At 70.5% G+C, this 15,235-nt stretch carries 11 protein-coding genes; 5 read left to right on the forward strand and 6 right to left on the reverse strand.

From position 1 onward, the window contains the following. Window positions 1-195 precede the first annotated feature (195 nt). The gene (locus WG209_RS14525; RefSeq protein WP_337175777.1) at window positions 196-1,107 is read right to left on the reverse strand and encodes an alpha/beta hydrolase; all 912 of its coding nucleotides are present in this window, start codon (window positions 1,105-1,107) and stop codon (window positions 196-198) included. Window positions 1,108-1,295: 188 nt separating this feature from the next. On the opposite strand from WG209_RS14525, the gene WG209_RS14530 reads away from it, so the two are divergent. Then, entirely contained in the window at window positions 1,296-1,553 is a 258-nt protein-coding gene (locus WG209_RS14530; protein ID WP_337175778.1) for a hypothetical protein, read from the forward strand. A 42-nt stretch (window positions 1,554-1,595) separates the two neighbouring features. Here WG209_RS14530 and WG209_RS14535 read toward each other — a convergent pair whose 3' ends face one another. The 5 genes from WG209_RS14535 to WG209_RS14555 all read right to left on the reverse strand — a co-directional run bounded on the left by WG209_RS14535 (window position 1,596) and on the right by WG209_RS14555 (window position 7,874). Then, on the reverse strand, window positions 1,596-1,892 hold the full coding sequence (locus tag WG209_RS14535) for a hypothetical protein (RefSeq protein ID WP_337175779.1): 297 nt from the start codon (window positions 1,890-1,892) through the stop codon (window positions 1,596-1,598). A gap of 218 nt (window positions 1,893-2,110) precedes the next feature. Further along, window positions 2,111-3,283: a zinc-dependent alcohol dehydrogenase gene (locus WG209_RS14540; protein WP_337175780.1), complete on the reverse strand. Its 1,173-nt coding sequence runs from the start codon at window positions 3,281-3,283 to the stop codon at window positions 2,111-2,113. Window positions 3,284-3,408: 125 nt separating this feature from the next. Beyond that, entirely contained in the window at window positions 3,409-4,854 is a 1,446-nt protein-coding gene (locus tag WG209_RS14545) for a TlpA disulfide reductase family protein (protein WP_337175781.1), read from the reverse strand. A 179-nt stretch (window positions 4,855-5,033) separates the two neighbouring features. Next, on the reverse strand, window positions 5,034-5,681 hold the full coding sequence (locus WG209_RS14550; protein WP_337175782.1) for a hypothetical protein: 648 nt from the start codon (window positions 5,679-5,681) through the stop codon (window positions 5,034-5,036). 561 nt (window positions 5,682-6,242) lie between these two features. Continuing rightward, window positions 6,243-7,874: an RNA polymerase sigma factor gene (locus WG209_RS14555; RefSeq protein ID WP_337175783.1), complete on the reverse strand. Its 1,632-nt coding sequence runs from the start codon at window positions 7,872-7,874 to the stop codon at window positions 6,243-6,245. Window positions 7,875-8,009: 135 nt separating this feature from the next. Between WG209_RS14555 and rplU the strand changes: the two genes are divergently transcribed. The 4 genes from rplU to WG209_RS14575 all read left to right on the forward strand — a co-directional run bounded on the left by rplU (window position 8,010) and on the right by WG209_RS14575 (window position 15,165). Further along, window positions 8,010-8,585, forward strand: coding sequence for a 50S ribosomal protein L21 (gene rplU / locus WG209_RS14560; RefSeq protein ID WP_337175784.1), 576 nt, complete (start codon window positions 8,010-8,012; stop codon window positions 8,583-8,585). 417 nt (window positions 8,586-9,002) lie between these two features. Continuing rightward, a complete protein-coding gene (locus tag WG209_RS14565) occupies window positions 9,003-12,071 on the forward strand; it encodes a vitamin B12-dependent ribonucleotide reductase (RefSeq protein WP_337175785.1) in 3,069 nt (1,022 codons plus the stop codon). Between the two features lie 154 nt (window positions 12,072-12,225). Continuing rightward, complete coding sequence (locus tag WG209_RS14570; RefSeq protein ID WP_337175786.1) at window positions 12,226-13,638, forward strand: DUF2079 domain-containing protein; 1,413 nt, start codon at window positions 12,226-12,228, stop codon at window positions 13,636-13,638. Window positions 13,639-13,671: 33 nt separating this feature from the next. Further along, entirely contained in the window at window positions 13,672-15,165 is a 1,494-nt protein-coding gene (locus WG209_RS14575; RefSeq protein WP_337175787.1) for a sulfatase, read from the forward strand. The last annotated feature ends 70 nt before the right edge of the window (window positions 15,166-15,235 follow it).

Raw genomic sequence — 15,235 nt, forward strand, 5'->3', positions numbered from 1 at the left:
GTTTGAAGCAGGCTACCACGAGCATCCCTTCTCCCCTCGTGGGAGAAGGTGGCCGAAGGCCGGATGAGGGGGACTCCCCGCCGGCCTTCGGTCGCGCGCCCCCTCATCCGCCCCTCCGGGGCACATTCTCCCACGAGGGGAGAAGGGAGAGGATGCCTGCTAATCGGCGACGTCAAGGCCGATGCCGGTCTCCTCTCACGACCCGCCGAGGAACTTCATCGACCGCATCCATTCCTCGCAGCGCCTGGGCCAGGTGGAGCAAGGCTTGTCGCTAGGCCGCAGGCCGAAGCCGTGGCCCCCCGAGGCGTAGATGTGCAGCTCGGCGGGGACGCCGGCCTTCTTCAGCGCCGAGTACATGTTGACGCTGTTGATCGGGCCGACGTGGTCGTCGCCGGCATGGGCCATGAACATCGGCGGTGTCCCGTCCGTGACGCGGGTCGCGGGGTTGTCGGGGTTGTTCAGGTCTTCCATGCCGCCGGGGTAGACGAGGACCGCGAAGTCGGGCCGGGCGTCGAGCTTGTCCACGTCGTCGGCCGGCGGATAGACCTCCTCGCCGAACCGCGTGCAGGCGGCGGCCGACAGGTGGCCCCCCGCGGAGAATCCCAGCACGCCGACGCGCCCCGGGTCCAGCTTCCATTCGGCCGCCTTGCTCCGGACCAGCCGCACCGCGCGCTGGGCGTCCATCAGCGGCTGGATCGGCAGCTTCTCCGGCGGCGTCCCCTCGCGGCGCGGGACGCGGTACTTCAGCACGATGCCGGTCACGCCGATCGAGTTCAGCCAGGCGGCGACCTCGTCCCCCTCCAGGTTCATCGCCAGGATGTAGTAGCCCCCGCCGGGGCAGATCACCACCGACGCGCCGGTGTCCTTCTCCGGGGCCGGGCGGTAGACGGTCAGCGTCGGGCGCGAGACGTTCGTCAGTCGCGTGACGCCCGGCGGCTGCTCGTCGATGTACCCCTCCGCCGGGATGGTCCCGACCTCGCCGGGGGCGGGGCCCGGCCAGACGTCCAGGACGATGGGCGCCGGAGGCTCCGCGGCGGTCGCCCCCGCGCCGAGGAGGGTGAGGAGGCCGAGGCCGAGGCAAAGGGCGAGCGTCGCTTGCCGCGTCATGGGTGTGCTCTCGCGGTTTTCGCTGGAGTCGCCGGGGCTCGACGGCCGATCCCCGCGATGGGTCCGCGATCCGCCTTGCGAGGATCGCGGCTTTCGTATGTAATCGCGCGCCTCCCCCCAAACAAGCGGGACGCGCCTTCGCATGTCGAGCCCGTCCGCCCCATCGGCTGCGTCCAAGGAGGTCGCGCATGACGCCCCTGCTCGCGTATTTCGGCCCGGAGACCGTCCTGCCCGCCACGTCGATCATCGCGACGGTGGTCGGGGTGGTCCTGATGCTGGGCAAGAATTCGATCCGCTGGTGCGTCGGCCTCGTCACGGCGCCATTCGCCCGGAAGGGGAAGGCCGACGCCTCCACCCCCGCTCCCGCGTCCACGTCCACTCCCGCCCCCCATTTCGCCAGGCAGGCCGAGGCCCGCGCGACGGAGGCGGAGGAGGCCGGTCGCTGACGACCCTGTCGGGGCCGGCGCGACGACGCGTCGGTCGCCGCTTCAGTCGACCTCCTCGACGGCGCGGGGCAGGTCGAGCACGCCGTCGCGGACGACGCGGGTGGTGGGCGTCGGGACGAGTTCGGGGACGACGACCTCGCGCGGGGTCTCGTCGCGATCCCAGATGCGGGCGAGCCGGGCGCGGACGCGGTCGGCCACCGAGGGGCGCACGACCCGCGACGCGGCCAGCGGCGCGGGGGAGTCGAACGGGTCGACGCGGCGCGAGCCGGCGACGCAGCCGGGGAACGACAGCGAGACGAGCGACAGGCCGACGATCGCGATCCGGATCTGGGCGCGCATGGGAATCCCTCCTGGCCCGCGCGGGGCGGACCCGTCTATGAGAAGCCGCCGAGTGTCGCGGCGGTCGGTTCTGGCATATCACGGGGCCGATCGAGGTGCGGGCTCGAAGTGATGATGATGGGATAACGCAACCCCGATGCCAGAACGGACGCCTCGGATCGCGCGGCCCGGCCGCCGCGGGAGGGGTCGCGACGGCCGGGTAGACCCTGCGGGGGTCGTCAGGGCTTGAGCACCACCTTGATGCAGTTGTCCTTCTTGTCGCGGAAGGTCTTGTACATCTCGGCGGCCTTGTCCAGCGGGACGGTGTGCGTGATGACGAACGACGGGTCGATCTCCCCGCCCTCGATCTTCTTCAGCAGCGGCCCCATGTAGCGCTGGGTGTGCGTCTGGCCCGACTTGATGGTCAGCGCCTTGTTCATGAGGGGGCCCAGCGGCAGGCCGTCGACCATGCCGATGTAGACGCCGGGGATGGAGACGGTCCCCCCCTTGCGGCAGCACATGATCGCCTCGCGGATGACGTGGACGCGGTCCGTCTTCAGGTGGAGCGCGGACTTCGCCTTGTCCATCACCGCGTCGAAGCTCCCCGCGGCGTGCGCCTCGCAGCCGACGCCGTCGATGCAGCGGTCGGGGCCGCGGCCCTTGGTCATCTCCATGAGGCGGTCGTAGACGTCCTCCTCCATGAAGTTGATCGTCTCGGCGTTGCCGCGAGAGCGGGCCATCTCCAGCCGCTCGGGGACCCGGTCGATGGCGATCACGCGCCCCGCGCCCAGCATCCAGGCGCTCTGGATGGCGAACTGGGAGACCGGGCCGCAGCCCCAGACGGCCACCACGTCGCCGGGCTCGATGTCGGCGTTCTCCGCGGCCATGTAGCCGGTGGGGAAGATGTCGGAAAGGAACAGCACCTTCTCGTCCGGCAGATCCGACTCGATCTTGATCGGGCCGACGTCCGCGTACGGCACGCGCAGGTATTCCGCCTGCCCGCCGGCGAAGCCCCCCAGCATGTGCGAGTAGCCGAACAGCCCCGCCGGCGACTGGCCCATCATCTGGCGGGCCACCTCGGCGTTGGGGTTGGACTCGTCGCACAGCGAGAACAGCGTCTTCTGGCAGAACCAGCAAGAGCCGCAGGAGATGGTGAAGGGGACGACCACCCGGTCCCCCTTCTTCAACTTCCTGACCGCCGGCCCGACCTCCTCCACCACGCCCATCGGCTCGTGGCCGAGGATGTCCCCCTTCTCCATGCCGGACATCAGGCCGTCATATAAATGCAGGTCCGACCCGCAGATGGCGGTCGACGTGATGCGGATCACGGCGTCCCGCGGATCCTCGATCTTCGGGTCGGGCGCGTCCTCGACGCGCACGTCCCCCGTCCCGTACCAGCGCAACGCTTTCATGTGGATGACTCCTCGGTGACCCTGGCTCCCCCGTCGCTTGTAGAAATTGCAAACGGCGGGCCGGGTCGGCCGAGGGGCGGGCTCGCCGCGCCGCCGGGGGGGGGGGCGCGGGGCCTCGGCGGGGGTCAGTCCTTCGCGGGCTCGGCCTTGGCGGCCTCCCCTTCGGGGCCGTCGTGCTTGGGGACCGGCTTGCCGGCGAGGATGGCGTCGAGGTCGGCCGTCAGCTTCTCGCGGATATCGGGGCTGAACCCGACGTGGGCCGCCTGGACGACGCCCTTGGCGTCGATGATGACGAGGGTCGGCAGGCCCTCGACCTGGAACAGCTCGCCGATCGCGTTGGCGGGGTCCAGGCCGATCGCCGCGTTGGGCTTGCCCGCCAGCTCGATCTTGTTGTCGGCGAGGGTCTTCTCGATCAGCTCGCGGACCTCGGCCGGCTCGGCGGGCTCGCGGTCCTGGCTCAGGGCGATCACCAGGACGTCCTTCTTGGCCTCGTCCTTCGCCAGCTCTTCCACGAGCTTCTGGATCTCGGGAAGCTCGGCGAGGCAGGGGGGGCACCAGGTCGCCCAGAAGTCGATGACCACGACCTTGCCGGCGAGGTCGGCCTTGGTGACCGTCTTCGTCTTGTCGGGGCCGTCGAACAGGGTGAGCGTGAAGTCGGGGGCGGGCTGGCCGACCTTGGCGTCGACGGCCATCTTGGGGCGCTCGCCGGGCGCGGCGCCGGCGCCGGCGCCGCCGTCGGCCATGGCCTCCTGGAAGGAGTTGACCTTCTCGAAGCCCTCGGGCGCCTTGAAGGCGAACGTGGCGGCGTCGACCGGCTCGGTGGAGACGGCGCCGGAAGTCCAGCCGAGCTTGCCGACCGTCACCGCGCCCCCCTGCTGGGCGACCCGCTCCAGCAGCTTGGGATCGATCATCATGTCGACGTCGGTCAGCAGCTTCGTCTTGGGATCGACGCTCAGCTTCAGGCCGGGGCCCTCCGACCGGGCGATCAGGATCGCCGGGGCCTCGTCGTCCCCTTCGAGCTGGAGCGAGCCGCCGAGCTGCTCCAGGGCCTTGACCGGGTCGGGGGAGGTGAGCATGTTGACCAGGATGTACATCGGCACGCCCGAGGGGCCGCCGAACAGCATGGCGCCGACGGGGCCCTCGCGGAAGACGTCGAGGGAGACCTCCTTGGGGGCGGGGCCGGCGACGTACTTCTTGATGGGCTCGATGGCGGTGGTGATCGTCTCGCCGTCGCTGACGAGCTTGACCGGGCCGGCGTCCAGGCTCAGCTTGTTGGGCCGGGCGAAGGTCAGGTTGAGCGGCATCTCCTGCTTCTGGGGCCGGCCGCCGACCGTCATGTCGACCACGAACCGGCCCTGGTCGGAGTAGCCCTCGAGCGCCTGGTAGGCCTTGGCGACTTCGCCCAGCAGCGCGGCGGCCTTGGGGTCGTCGGCCTTCTCCTTCGGCTGGTCGGCCGGCGGCTGGGGGTCCTGCGCCGCGGCCACGAGGCCCCAGACCAGCAACAGCCCGGCCGCCCCGACGATGCCGGAGAAGCGGGCGCGCGCCCGGGGCGCGGGGGGATATGAACGCATCTGTCGTCCTTCACGAGTCGATCGCGAACGTGCCCCGCGTCGGCGCCCGGACCCGACGGGACCGGCCTCGCGCCCGACCCGGGCGTCGCCCCCATCGTAGCCGCCCCGCGCGCGGCCCGTCGAGACGCCGCCTCCCCTATATATAGAGGAAGGCAACAACGGCGAGCGCCCCTCCGCGATCACTCTCGGGCTTCCAGGTCCACCAGGTCGCGGACCGAGATGAGGCGGGCCTTGAGGTCGGCGTCGTAGCGGGCCGCGCCGCGGATGCCGACGCGGCGGGCGGTCAGGGCGTGGGCGTCGAGGCCGGGGGGGACGTCCAGGTAGGCCGCGACGAGGCCGTCCTTCAGGCCGATCAGCGCGAACAGCTTGCGGCCCTCGTGCATCCGGGCCGAGGGCTGCACGAACCCCACGGCGTCGAAGGCCCGGCCGCGCCGGCGCTCGGCGTCCGCCAGCCGACGCTCCAGCCGGGCGAACTCGCGGTCAAGCTCGGCGCTCCTCGACGCCTTCTCGACGAACCCCCGCGCGGCGGCGGAGGCCCGTTCGAGCCCGTCCAACCGCCGGAGCCGTTCGTCGACGGCCCGACGTCGCGCGGCGTCTTCTCCGACCTGGCGGGCGAGCGCCTCGTAGGCCGATCGGACCGATTCCAGCCGCCAATTCTCGATCGGCCGGCCGGCGGTCTCCGCCAGCAGCATGGCGTCGATCCGCTTCAGCTCGGGATCCTCCCCCGGCGCGGCGAACGCCGTGGCCCGGAGCCCCGCCCGGTCCTCGACCGGCTCCCACCCCCCGGCCGTCGCCGTGACCGCCGCGATCAGGATCGCTGTCAGCATCGCCGGCCTCCCTCCCGCGCCCTGGGTCCGATTTGGCTTCGTTCGCGCGCCGCGAGCGGCCGCTGGAATGATGTAAGTTGTTGCGGCCAATCCGATTGACTGTCGTTCGAGGTTGGCTTCGTTCGTCGAATTCGAAGTGGTTTTTTGAGCCCCGTCGTCTTGGCGGTCGATGCGTTCCCGTCCCCTCTCCCCCCGGGAGAGGGCGGCCGCGCCAGCGGCGGGTGAGGGGCGTCGGAGCGCGGGCATGCTGGCGGGGGGGTGGTTATGAATCCCCGCTATGTCTACCAGTCCGACAACCCTTGCCCGGCCCTCCGGGCCACTCTCTCCCGACGGGAGAGGGGACGCGCGTTTCACGCTCGTCGGGCATGGAGCCGCCGGCCGTTCCCGTCTTCTCCCGCTGCCTTCGATTTGCCAAAGAGCGAGGAATCCCTCTTCGGCCGGATAATCCGCGGGTCGCGCGCGAGGATTTCATGATTCCGGAAATTAATCGCGAAACCCCGGTAGTCGGACCCCGGGCGCGACGCGGCGTGACGGTTTTGGTATCCCGGCCGGGCGGATCGGTCAACGTGGATTGTCGGCCGCGCGGGGCTGGAGGGCGATGTCGGGGATGGTGATGGTCGTCCAGGGGCGGACCTGGACGCGGAATCTTTTGATCCGTTCGCGGGGGAGGTCGAATGTGGCGGTGAGCAGTCGAACATGACGCGCGGATGCTCCCAGGCGGGTCCCGTCGTGCTCGCGTCCTTCCTCGTCGACGGCCACGATCCGGACGGTCTCGTCGTCGCCGACGTCATGGGCGAGGGAGATGTCCGTACGCGGTGCCCCGGCGCGCATGACGTCCCCGAAGACGAAGTTGCGGTGCTCCCCGCCGCCGATGGCGCCCATGCCCTCGATCCACTCCGAGACCGTATTCCAGGGGCCGGCCGCGGACCGAAATTCCACGACGGCGGACGCCTGGGTCTCGGGGTACAAGGCGCTGAGTTCGGTTAGGACGGGACGGGCATCGTCTACCATGCGCCGCGCGTTATAGCTGCGCGACGGGAGGCCCACCGAGATGTCGGTCGTTTCGGGCGCGCCGACGATCCGGACGAGGAGCTTCCGGGACAGCGCATCGACAGGTATCGGGTTGGGATTGCTCACGGCTTGGCCCGGATCGTAGGGAGCCTCCCGCAACGGCGTTCCATCCGGCCTCCACCAACTCGTCGCCCCGGTTCGATTGTCGCCGACCGCCACCACTTCCAGGACCGTTCCGTCGTCGAGGTGCCTGATGAACCGCCGGTCGGGTTCGGGCTCCGGAGGGGCCTCGGCCGTGGTCGCGATGGGCGGGCGCTGGGGCGTGGCCGGATCTTGGGCCGAACGGGCGACGGCCGCGGTGGCGGCACCGGCGATGAGGAGGAGGGCCAGCGGTTTCAGCTTCTCCATGAGCATGGCGCGGATGACTCCGTCGGCCAGCCTAGCGACGGCCCCAGGGATCAGGCCCGAGGCGAGCGCGGCGGCGCGCAGGGTGGGGGGGATCAGCGACTTCGGGACGCCGGCGCGGGCCTCCAGGGCGAAGGAGGCCAGGACGAACGCCGCCGAGGGGGCGAGGCCCCGGCGCTCCAGCCGCGACCGCAGCCGCGAGCGGCCCCGGGCGAGTCGGCTCTTGATCGTCGCGGTCGGCCAGCCCAGGGAGAGCCCGGCTTGCTCGTAGGTCAGGCCCTCGAAGTCGCACAACTCGATCGGGCGACGGTACTTCGGGGGGAGGCGGTCCAGCTCGTCGGCCACGGCGTCGCGGACGTCCCGGCGCTCGGCGAGCGTGGCAGGGTCGTCGTGACGCGCCGGGTCGACGATGGCCGAGGGGCGTCGGCGGGCTTCCGAGCGGAGCCGCGCCGAGACCTTCCTCGCCACGCCATACACCCAGCGACCCGCCGAGCCCCGGCCGTCGACGCGGATCGACCCGGCGCGACGGACGAGGACCACGAACGTCGCCTGGAAGGCGTCCTCGGCGTCGGCCCGGCCCAGCGACCGTCGGCAGACGCCCCAGACCATCGCCGCGTGCCGGTCCACGAGCGCCTCGAACGCCGATTCCGCCGCCGCGTCCGCCGGCCCGGTCCGCGCGCGGAACCGCTCCAGCAACTCGCCGTCGGTCATCCCGGTCGTCGATCCGCCCGCGAACAGGGCTCGCAGGCCATCCGGCGATTGTCGAAACGCTCGCATCCGGCCCCCCTCCCTCCCGATTCCACCCCTCCCATGCCGCGAGGCGGGCGATCGGCCCCGGGAATCCGCGGGATTCGATGATATTCTCGGAGAGCGTGAAACACGCGTCCCCTCTCCCGGGAGGAGAGGGGACGCATGCGTTTCGCGGTCTCGCCTATGGATGAGGCGTGGGACGGCCTTGTCGAATTTGCCGTTCAACGCGCGTCGACTCGCCTTGATTCGGCCCCCTTGCTTGGGGTACAGTTTCACTTTCTTCTCGCGCGGGAGGGGATTCCGCGCGTCGAGATCGAGTCACCCAATCGAGCAGGTAGAGGTCGGGGGGCGGGCGAGCCCGGACATCCCGGACTCGTCGAACGCGGGCCCGTCGTCCGCCCAGGAGCTTCGGATCCAACCATGTACGCCATTTTTGAAGATGGTTCCCACCAGTATCGCGTTCAGGAAGGCGACTTCATCCAGGTCGACCGTCGCGAAGGGAAGGCCGGCGACGACGTCACCTTCTCCAAGGTCCTCCTGATCGCCGGCGAAGGCGAGCCGACCATCGGCGCGCCCGTGATCGAAGGCGCCGCGGTCGCGGCCAAGATCGTCGACCAGTTCCGCGCCAAGAAGATCATCATCCAGAAGTTCCGCCGCCGCAAGAACATGCGTCGTCGTCGCGGCCACCGCCAGCCGTACACCACGGTCCAGATCGTCGGCCTGCCCAGCGCCTCCTGACCGGGCCCCGGCCCGCGCGTCGCGCGGATCTAACGCCTCTACCGCCCGCGCCCGGCGCGCCCGCCGGCCGCGGGCTTTTTTTGCGCCCCGTCCGACGCCCGGCGCGCGCATGCTTCCGCTGCCGAGTCGTGGAGCGAAGAACCACTGCCAGGGAACTGCCGAGGCCGTCCCAGTCGGGGAGCCTTATCCCGCTTCGTCGCGAACATCTCGGCCCCGGCCGTCGCCGGGCCGAGGACGCATGCCCTAAAGGGTGCGCCGACTCAAGTTCCGCGAACCGATACGCCGAACAATTCGTCCGGCGAGGCATGAACATCTGGATTGGTGGACGGCAATCGACTAAAATTGGTCGGCCGGCGAAAGTCCGGCTCGGCCGTTTCGTTGTCGATTTCCTGATCGACCAACGGGGAGTGAGAGCCGATGGCGAGAGCAGGAAGGCTGGACGGGGCGACCACCGTGAGCAAGCAGCACCAGCCCGAGGGAGCGTCGGCTAGGGCGAAGGACGCCAGGGGCCGTTCGGGGATGGTGGTGCCGCGCGTCTTCAGCACGGACGGCGTCAGCCCGTTCGATCAGGTGGAGTGGGATTCCCGCTCGGCGGCGATCAAGGACGAGCGGGGGGCGGTGATCTTCGAGCAGGTCGACTGCGAGATCCCGAAGGGGTGGAGCCAGCTCGCGACCAACGTGGTCGTCAGCAAGTATTTCTACGGCGACGTGTCGTCCGGCAACGGCTCGCCCGCCGACGGGAAGCGCGAGTACTCCGTCCGCCAGCTCGTCGGCCGCGTCACCCGGACCATCGCCGACTGGGGCCGCGAGGACGGCTACTTCGCCACGGTCGAGGACTCCGAGCGGTTTTACGACGAGCTGTCGGCCCTCTGCCTGAACCAGTACGGCTCGTTCAACTCGCCGGTGTGGTTCAACGTCGGCCTGTTCCACTGCTACGGGATCGTCGGCCCGGCGAACAACTGGAAGTGGGACGAGGAGACGCGGACCGTCGTCCAGGCGACGAACGCCTACGAGGTGCCGCAGTCGTCGGCCTGCTTCATCCAGAGCGTCTCCGACGACATGGACGGCATCATGCGGCTCGCGCACAGCGAGGCGATGCTGTTCAAGTTCGGCTCCGGGACCGGGACCGACCTGTCCACCTTGCGTTCCAGCCGCGAGAAGCTCGCCGGCGGCGGCAAGCCGTCGGGCCCGGTCAGCTTCATGCGGGTGTACGACGCCGTCGCCAGCGTGGTGAAGTCGGGCGGCAAGACCCGTCGCGCCGCCAAGATGCAGACGCTCAAGGTCTGGCACCCGGACATCCTGGAATTCATCGAGTGCAAGATCAAGGAGGAGGCCAAGGCCCAGGCGCTCATCGAGCGGGGGTACGAGGCCAACTTCAACGGCGAGGCGTATAGCTCGGTCCTGTTCCAGAACGCCAACCTCTCCGTCCGCTGCACCGACGAGTTCCTCGCGGCGGCCGAGGCCGACGGCGAGTGGACCACCCGCGCCGTCATGACCGGCAAGCCGATGGAGACCTACAGCGCCAAGATGCTGCTGGACCGGATCTCCGAGGGGACCTGGCTGTGCGGCGACCCCGGCGTGCAGTATGAAGACACGATCCAGCGCTGGCACACCTGCCCGAACACGGCGCCGATCAACTCGTCGAACCCGTGCAGCGAGTACATGTTCGTCGACGACTCGGCGTGCAACCTGGCGTCGCTGAACCTGGCCCGGTTCGTCGACGAGGCGGGCGCGTTCGACGTGGAGAAGTTCCGCGCGGCGTGCCGGATCTTCATCACCGCCCAGGAGATCCTGGTCGACCACGCCAGCTACCCGACGCAGAAGATCGCCGCCAACAGCCACAAGTTCCGGCCCCTGGGCCTGGGCTACGCGAACCTCGGCAGCATGCTGATGTCGTCGGGCATGGCGTACGACTCCGAGGAAGGCCGGGCGGTCGCCGCGGCGATCACGGCCGTCATGCACGGCCAGGCGTACCTGACCAGCGCCGAGCACGCCGGCCGCGTGGGGGCGTTCGAGGGGTTCGCGATCAACCGCGAGCCGATGCTGAACGTCATCGGCATGCACCGCGACGCCGCCTACGCCATCGACGAGAAGGCGCCGGAGGCGATCCGCCTGGCCGCCCACAAGATCTGGGACGAGTGCCTGGAGACCGGCCGCGCCAACGGCTACCGCAACAGCCAGGTGACGGTGCTGGCCCCCACCGGGACCATCGCCTTCATGATGGACTGCGACACCACGGGGATCGAGCCGGACATCGCCCTGGTGAAGTACAAGCTGCTGGCCGGCGGCGGCATGCTCAAGATCGTCAACCGGACGGTCCCCGCCGCGCTCCGCAAGCTGGGCTACGACGAGCCGGAGATCCGGGGCGTCCTGGACTACATCGACTCGCACGACACGATCGAGGGCGCCCCCGGCCTGAAGGACGAGCACCTGCCGGTCTTCGACTGCGCGTTCGCCCCGCCGCAGGGGGGCCGGAGCATCCACTACCTGGGCCACCTCCGGATGATGTCGGCGGTGCAGCCGTTCCTCTCCGGGGCGATCTCCAAGACGTGCAACCTCCCGAACGAGGCGACCGTCGAGGACATCCGCGAGACCTACCTGGAGGGCTGGCGGCTCGGCCTGAAGGCGCTGGCGATCTATCGCGACGGCTCCAAGGGGAGCCAGCCGGTCTCCACCAAGGACAAGTCGGAGAAGCCCGAGGCGAAGGCCGTCGAGCCGGCCCCCGCGCCCGCGCCGGCGGTGATCCTGGTGGAGTCGCTGAAGCCGGCCCAGGCCCCCGCCGTCGCGGCGTCGGCCCGGCCGCGTCGCGAGCGGCTGCCGCACACGCGGCGGAGCATGACGCACAAGTTCGACATCCAGGGGCACGAGGGGTACATCAACGTCGGGTTCTACCCCGACGGCCGCCCCGGCGAGCTGTTCATCACGATGGCGAAGGAAGGCTCCACCATCGGCGGCCTGATGGACGTGCTGGGGACGTCGATCTCGATCGGCCTGCAGTACGGGGTGCCGCTGGAGGTCTTCGTCAACAAGTTCGCCCACAGCCGGTTCGAGCCGGCCGGGTTCACCAAGAACCCGGACATCCCGATCGCCAAGTCGATCGCGGACTACATCTTCCGCTGGCTGGGCATGGAGTTCATCGAGGGCTATCGCGAGGCCAACTCGCCGAACCGCGGCTACGAGGAGCCCGCCGCGGCCGCGGCCGCCGCGCCGGCCGTCGAGGCGCCGACGGTGAAGGTCAACGGCCGTCGCTCCGCGACGATCGCCGACCTGGAGGAGCACGAGGCCGCGCTGGGCGTCGCCCCCGCCAAGGCCGCGCCGACCCAGCCCCAGGCCGTCTCCGCCGACGCGGCGCTCGACGTCCAGGACCGCCAGTTCGCCTCGTTCCAGAGCGACGCCCCCGCCTGCGACAACTGCGGCGCCCTGACCGTCCGCTGCGGCACCTGCTACCGCTGCTTCAACTGTGGCAACAGCATGGGCTGCTCGTGACCGACGCCGGGTGAAACCCCGATCCGCCCGCGGGCCGTCGACTCGGAAGGGTCGACGGCCCGCGGCGTTTCGAACGCGGTTATAATGTCGCCTCGCTCCCGGGACGACGTATCCCGGGCCGACGCCAACGTCTGTCCCTGGGGGCCGAGGACCGATGCGCATCGACGGGAGGATCGGCTCGTGGCTGGTGGTGGCGGGGCTGACGGCGGGGCTGACGGCGGTCACGACGGTCCAGGCGCTGCGGAGCTACCACGACCTGCGGACGGGGTGGTCGTGGGACCTGGCGTACTACAACCAGTGGTACTGGTCGATCACCCAGGGGGACGCGGTGCTGTCGGTGAGGCCGATCGCGTCTTATGGGACGGAGGGGCCGTCGGCGTGGAAGTCGAACTACCTGTCGCCGGCGCGTTACCTGATCCTGCCGATCTATGCCGCGTTCCCGGACCCTCGCACGCTGCTGGTGATCCAGAACATCGTGTACTGGTGGCTGATCCCGGCGGCGTTCACGCTGGTGCTGTCGGAGTCGGGATCGAGGCGGGTGGCGTTGTCGGCGGTGGGCCTGGTCGTGATCGCGCCCTTGATCTGGCCGCTGGCGTGGAACGACTTCCGCGAGCTGTCGATGGGCGTGCCGTTCGTCTTCTGGGCGTATCAGGGCGCGCGGTCGCGGCGGGCGGGGCTGGCGACGGCGGGGATCGCGGGGATGCTGGCGTGCCGGCAGGAGTTCGCCGTCATGGTCGCCGCGCTGGCGTTCCTCCCCCCCCGCGAGGACGAGGACGTGGGCCGCAAGGCGACCTGGCGGCTCGTCCTGTTCGACGTCGGGCTGGGCTGGATCCTGGTCTTCCTGCTGTACCTGTACTGGGTCGTGGGCCGGTACGCGCCGATGCAGTACGTCGGGCAGTTCACGGGGGCCAAGCCGACGCTGGCGCAGACCTGGGAGACGATGTGGTGGGTGCTGCGCGACGGCCTGGGGCCGTGGTGGGTTCTGGCGCTGCTGTCGCCGGTCGCGGCGCTGCTGTCGGCGCCGTGGGTCTGGAGCCTCTGCTCGGGGCAGTGGGCGATGCGGTTCCTGTTCGGGACGGCGTGGCATCACGTCCGTTACGTCGTCCCGTCGGTCGCGACGACCATGGCCGCCGGGCTGATCGGCTATTCGCGGCTGGCGATCTGGCTGCGAGGGCGTCGGGGCGGGGCGCTGATCCTGGCCGCCGTCTGGCTGGCGGCGGCGGGGTGGTCGGCGTTCGGCGCGCGCGAGGTCCAGAAGCGGATGGCCCACATCCCGAGGCCCGTCGACGCGGCCGACGTTGAGCCGTTCTGGTCGTGGGCCGCCCAGGTCGGCCCGGACGACGCGGTGCTGGCGTCGTATGAGTTCACCGCGCCGCTCTCCTCGCGGAAGTCGCTGTACAGCCACGTCCTGCCGGTCAACGAGCCGAAGGGGTATCCGAACCTCGCGCCGGAGTTCCGCTGGATCTTCTGGAAGCTCCCCGGCCGGATGGACGTGGGGGTCTTCGAGGACCAGGGCTTCGACGTGGCGTATCGGGGGCCTTCGCTGGTGGTGCTGCGCAGGCCGTAGGCGGCGGCGGCGCGCGTCATTACAATGTCCCCCATGAACGCCATCGTCGTCGCCTGCAACAGCGTGCACCTGGGATTCCTCGGCGCCTACGGGAACGCCTGGATCGAGACCCCGAACCTCGACCGGCTGGCGTCCCAGGGGGTGGTGTTCGATCACCACTTCCCCGAGAACCTGACCACCCTCCCCACCCGGCGGAGCTGGTGGACGGGCCGCTACGGCCTGACCGACCCCGACCTCGGCTGGACCCCGCTCCAGCCCGACGAGCTCATCCTGCCCGACTTCCTGAACGGCCAGGGGGTGCGCACGGCGCTGATCTCCGACTCCCCGTTCCTGCGCGAGAAGGGGATGGGCTACGGCCGGGGGTTCGACGACGTGATCTGGATCCGGGGCCAGGGCTACGACCCGTACATCCCCGCCGACGATCCCCGGGTCCGCGGCGTCCGCCTGGAGGACGAGCCCGGCTTGCGGCTCCCCGAGGACGAGGACGACGACCCCGAGGTCGCCGAGCGCTGGCGGGCCCGCTGGGAGCAGTTCCTGCGCAATCGCAAGGCGCTGGGGACCGACCGCGAGGAGAACACGGGCGTCGCGCGGACGGTCAAGGCGGCGATCGAGTGGCTCGAGCGCCGGAAGGACGACCCCGAGCCGTTCTGCCTCTGGATGGACGTCTTCAGCCCCCACGGCCCCTGGGACCTCCCCGAGGAATACCGCGACCGCTACGCCACCATCGAGCCCGACGAATTCGAGGCGGGCGAGGAAGGGGACCTCGTCGACGAGGCGCTCTCCGACGAGCCCGAGATCGACATCGAGGACGTGGCCGCCCTGATCGACGTCCCCGCGGGCGCGGTGGGGGACGTGCTCTCCGAGGCCGAGCTGTACCGCCTGCGCCGGACCTACGCCGGGGCGGTCACGCTGGTCGACCGCTGGCTCGGCGAGCTGTTCGACGCCCTCGACCGGCTGGGGCGCGACGAGGACACGCTGCTGATCTTCACCGCCGACCAGGGCGAGCCCCTGGGCGAGCACGGGTTCGTCCGGCGGTTCCGCCCCTGGCTGTACGAGGAGCTGGTCCACACGCCGCTGATCGTCCGCATGCCCGGCGCCCGGTTCGGCGGGGCGCGGCACCAGGCGATCGTGCAGACGGTCGACCTGCTGCCGACGCTGCTGAGCCACTTCGGCGTCCGCCCCCCCGAGGACGCCCCGCCGATCCACGGCGGCGACCTGCTCTCGCTGATCCGGGGCGAGCGGACCAAGTTCCGCGACTACGCCGTCATGGGGATGGACGTGGAGGAGTACGCCATCCGCACCCACGTCTGGCACATGATCCTCCCCCTCGTCGACGACCCCGAGGAGCCCCGCCGGCCCGAGCTCTACCGCAAGCCCGAGGACCGCTGGGACCAGAACGACGTCATCGAGCAGCACGGCGAGGCCGCCGAACACCTGGAGCTGGCCCTCCGCCGCTTCGTCGAGGCCCTCCCCCGCGAGGCGCTCGATGACCTCCCGCCGATGCGCGACGTGGCCCGGCGCGGGTGATGACCCGAAGGGGACGCGGGGGCTCTCGTCGGACCGGAATTCGTCCCCTGCCCCCCCCGGGGGCTGACGA

The organism is Paludisphaera sp. (genome assembly GCF_037189885.1).
GTDB lineage: Bacteria > Planctomycetota > Planctomycetia > Isosphaerales > Isosphaeraceae > Paludisphaera.

Excerpts from the sequence above, each read along its gene's own strand:
- WG209_RS14565 (WP_337175785.1), top strand. The coding sequence starts at position 9,003 with ATGGCGAGAGCAGGAAGGCTGGACGGGGCGACCACCGTGAGCAAGCAG.
- WG209_RS14575 (WP_337175787.1), top strand. The coding sequence starts at position 13,672 with ATGAACGCCATCGTCGTCGCCTGCAACAGCGTGCACCTGGGATTCCTC.
- rplU (WP_337175784.1), top strand. The coding sequence starts at position 8,010 with ATGCGTTTCGCGGTCTCGCCTATGGATGAGGCGTGGGACGGCCTTGTC.
- WG209_RS14545 (WP_337175781.1), bottom strand. The coding sequence starts at position 4,854 with ATGCGTTCATATCCCCCCGCGCCCCGGGCGCGCGCCCGCTTCTCCGGC.
- WG209_RS14530 (WP_337175778.1), top strand. The coding sequence starts at position 1,296 with ATGACGCCCCTGCTCGCGTATTTCGGCCCGGAGACCGTCCTGCCCGCC.
- WG209_RS14525 (WP_337175777.1), bottom strand. The coding sequence starts at position 1,107 with ATGACGCGGCAAGCGACGCTCGCCCTTTGCCTCGGCCTCGGCCTCCTC.
- WG209_RS14535 (WP_337175779.1), bottom strand. The coding sequence starts at position 1,892 with ATGCGCGCCCAGATCCGGATCGCGATCGTCGGCCTGTCGCTCGTCTCG.
- WG209_RS14555 (WP_337175783.1), bottom strand. The coding sequence starts at position 7,874 with ATGCGAGCGTTTCGACAATCGCCGGATGGCCTGCGAGCCCTGTTCGCG.
- WG209_RS14540 (WP_337175780.1), bottom strand. The coding sequence starts at position 3,283 with ATGAAAGCGTTGCGCTGGTACGGGACGGGGGACGTGCGCGTCGAGGAC.
- WG209_RS14570 (WP_337175786.1), top strand. The coding sequence starts at position 12,226 with ATGCGCATCGACGGGAGGATCGGCTCGTGGCTGGTGGTGGCGGGGCTG.
- WG209_RS14550 (WP_337175782.1), bottom strand. The coding sequence starts at position 5,681 with ATGCTGACAGCGATCCTGATCGCGGCGGTCACGGCGACGGCCGGGGGG.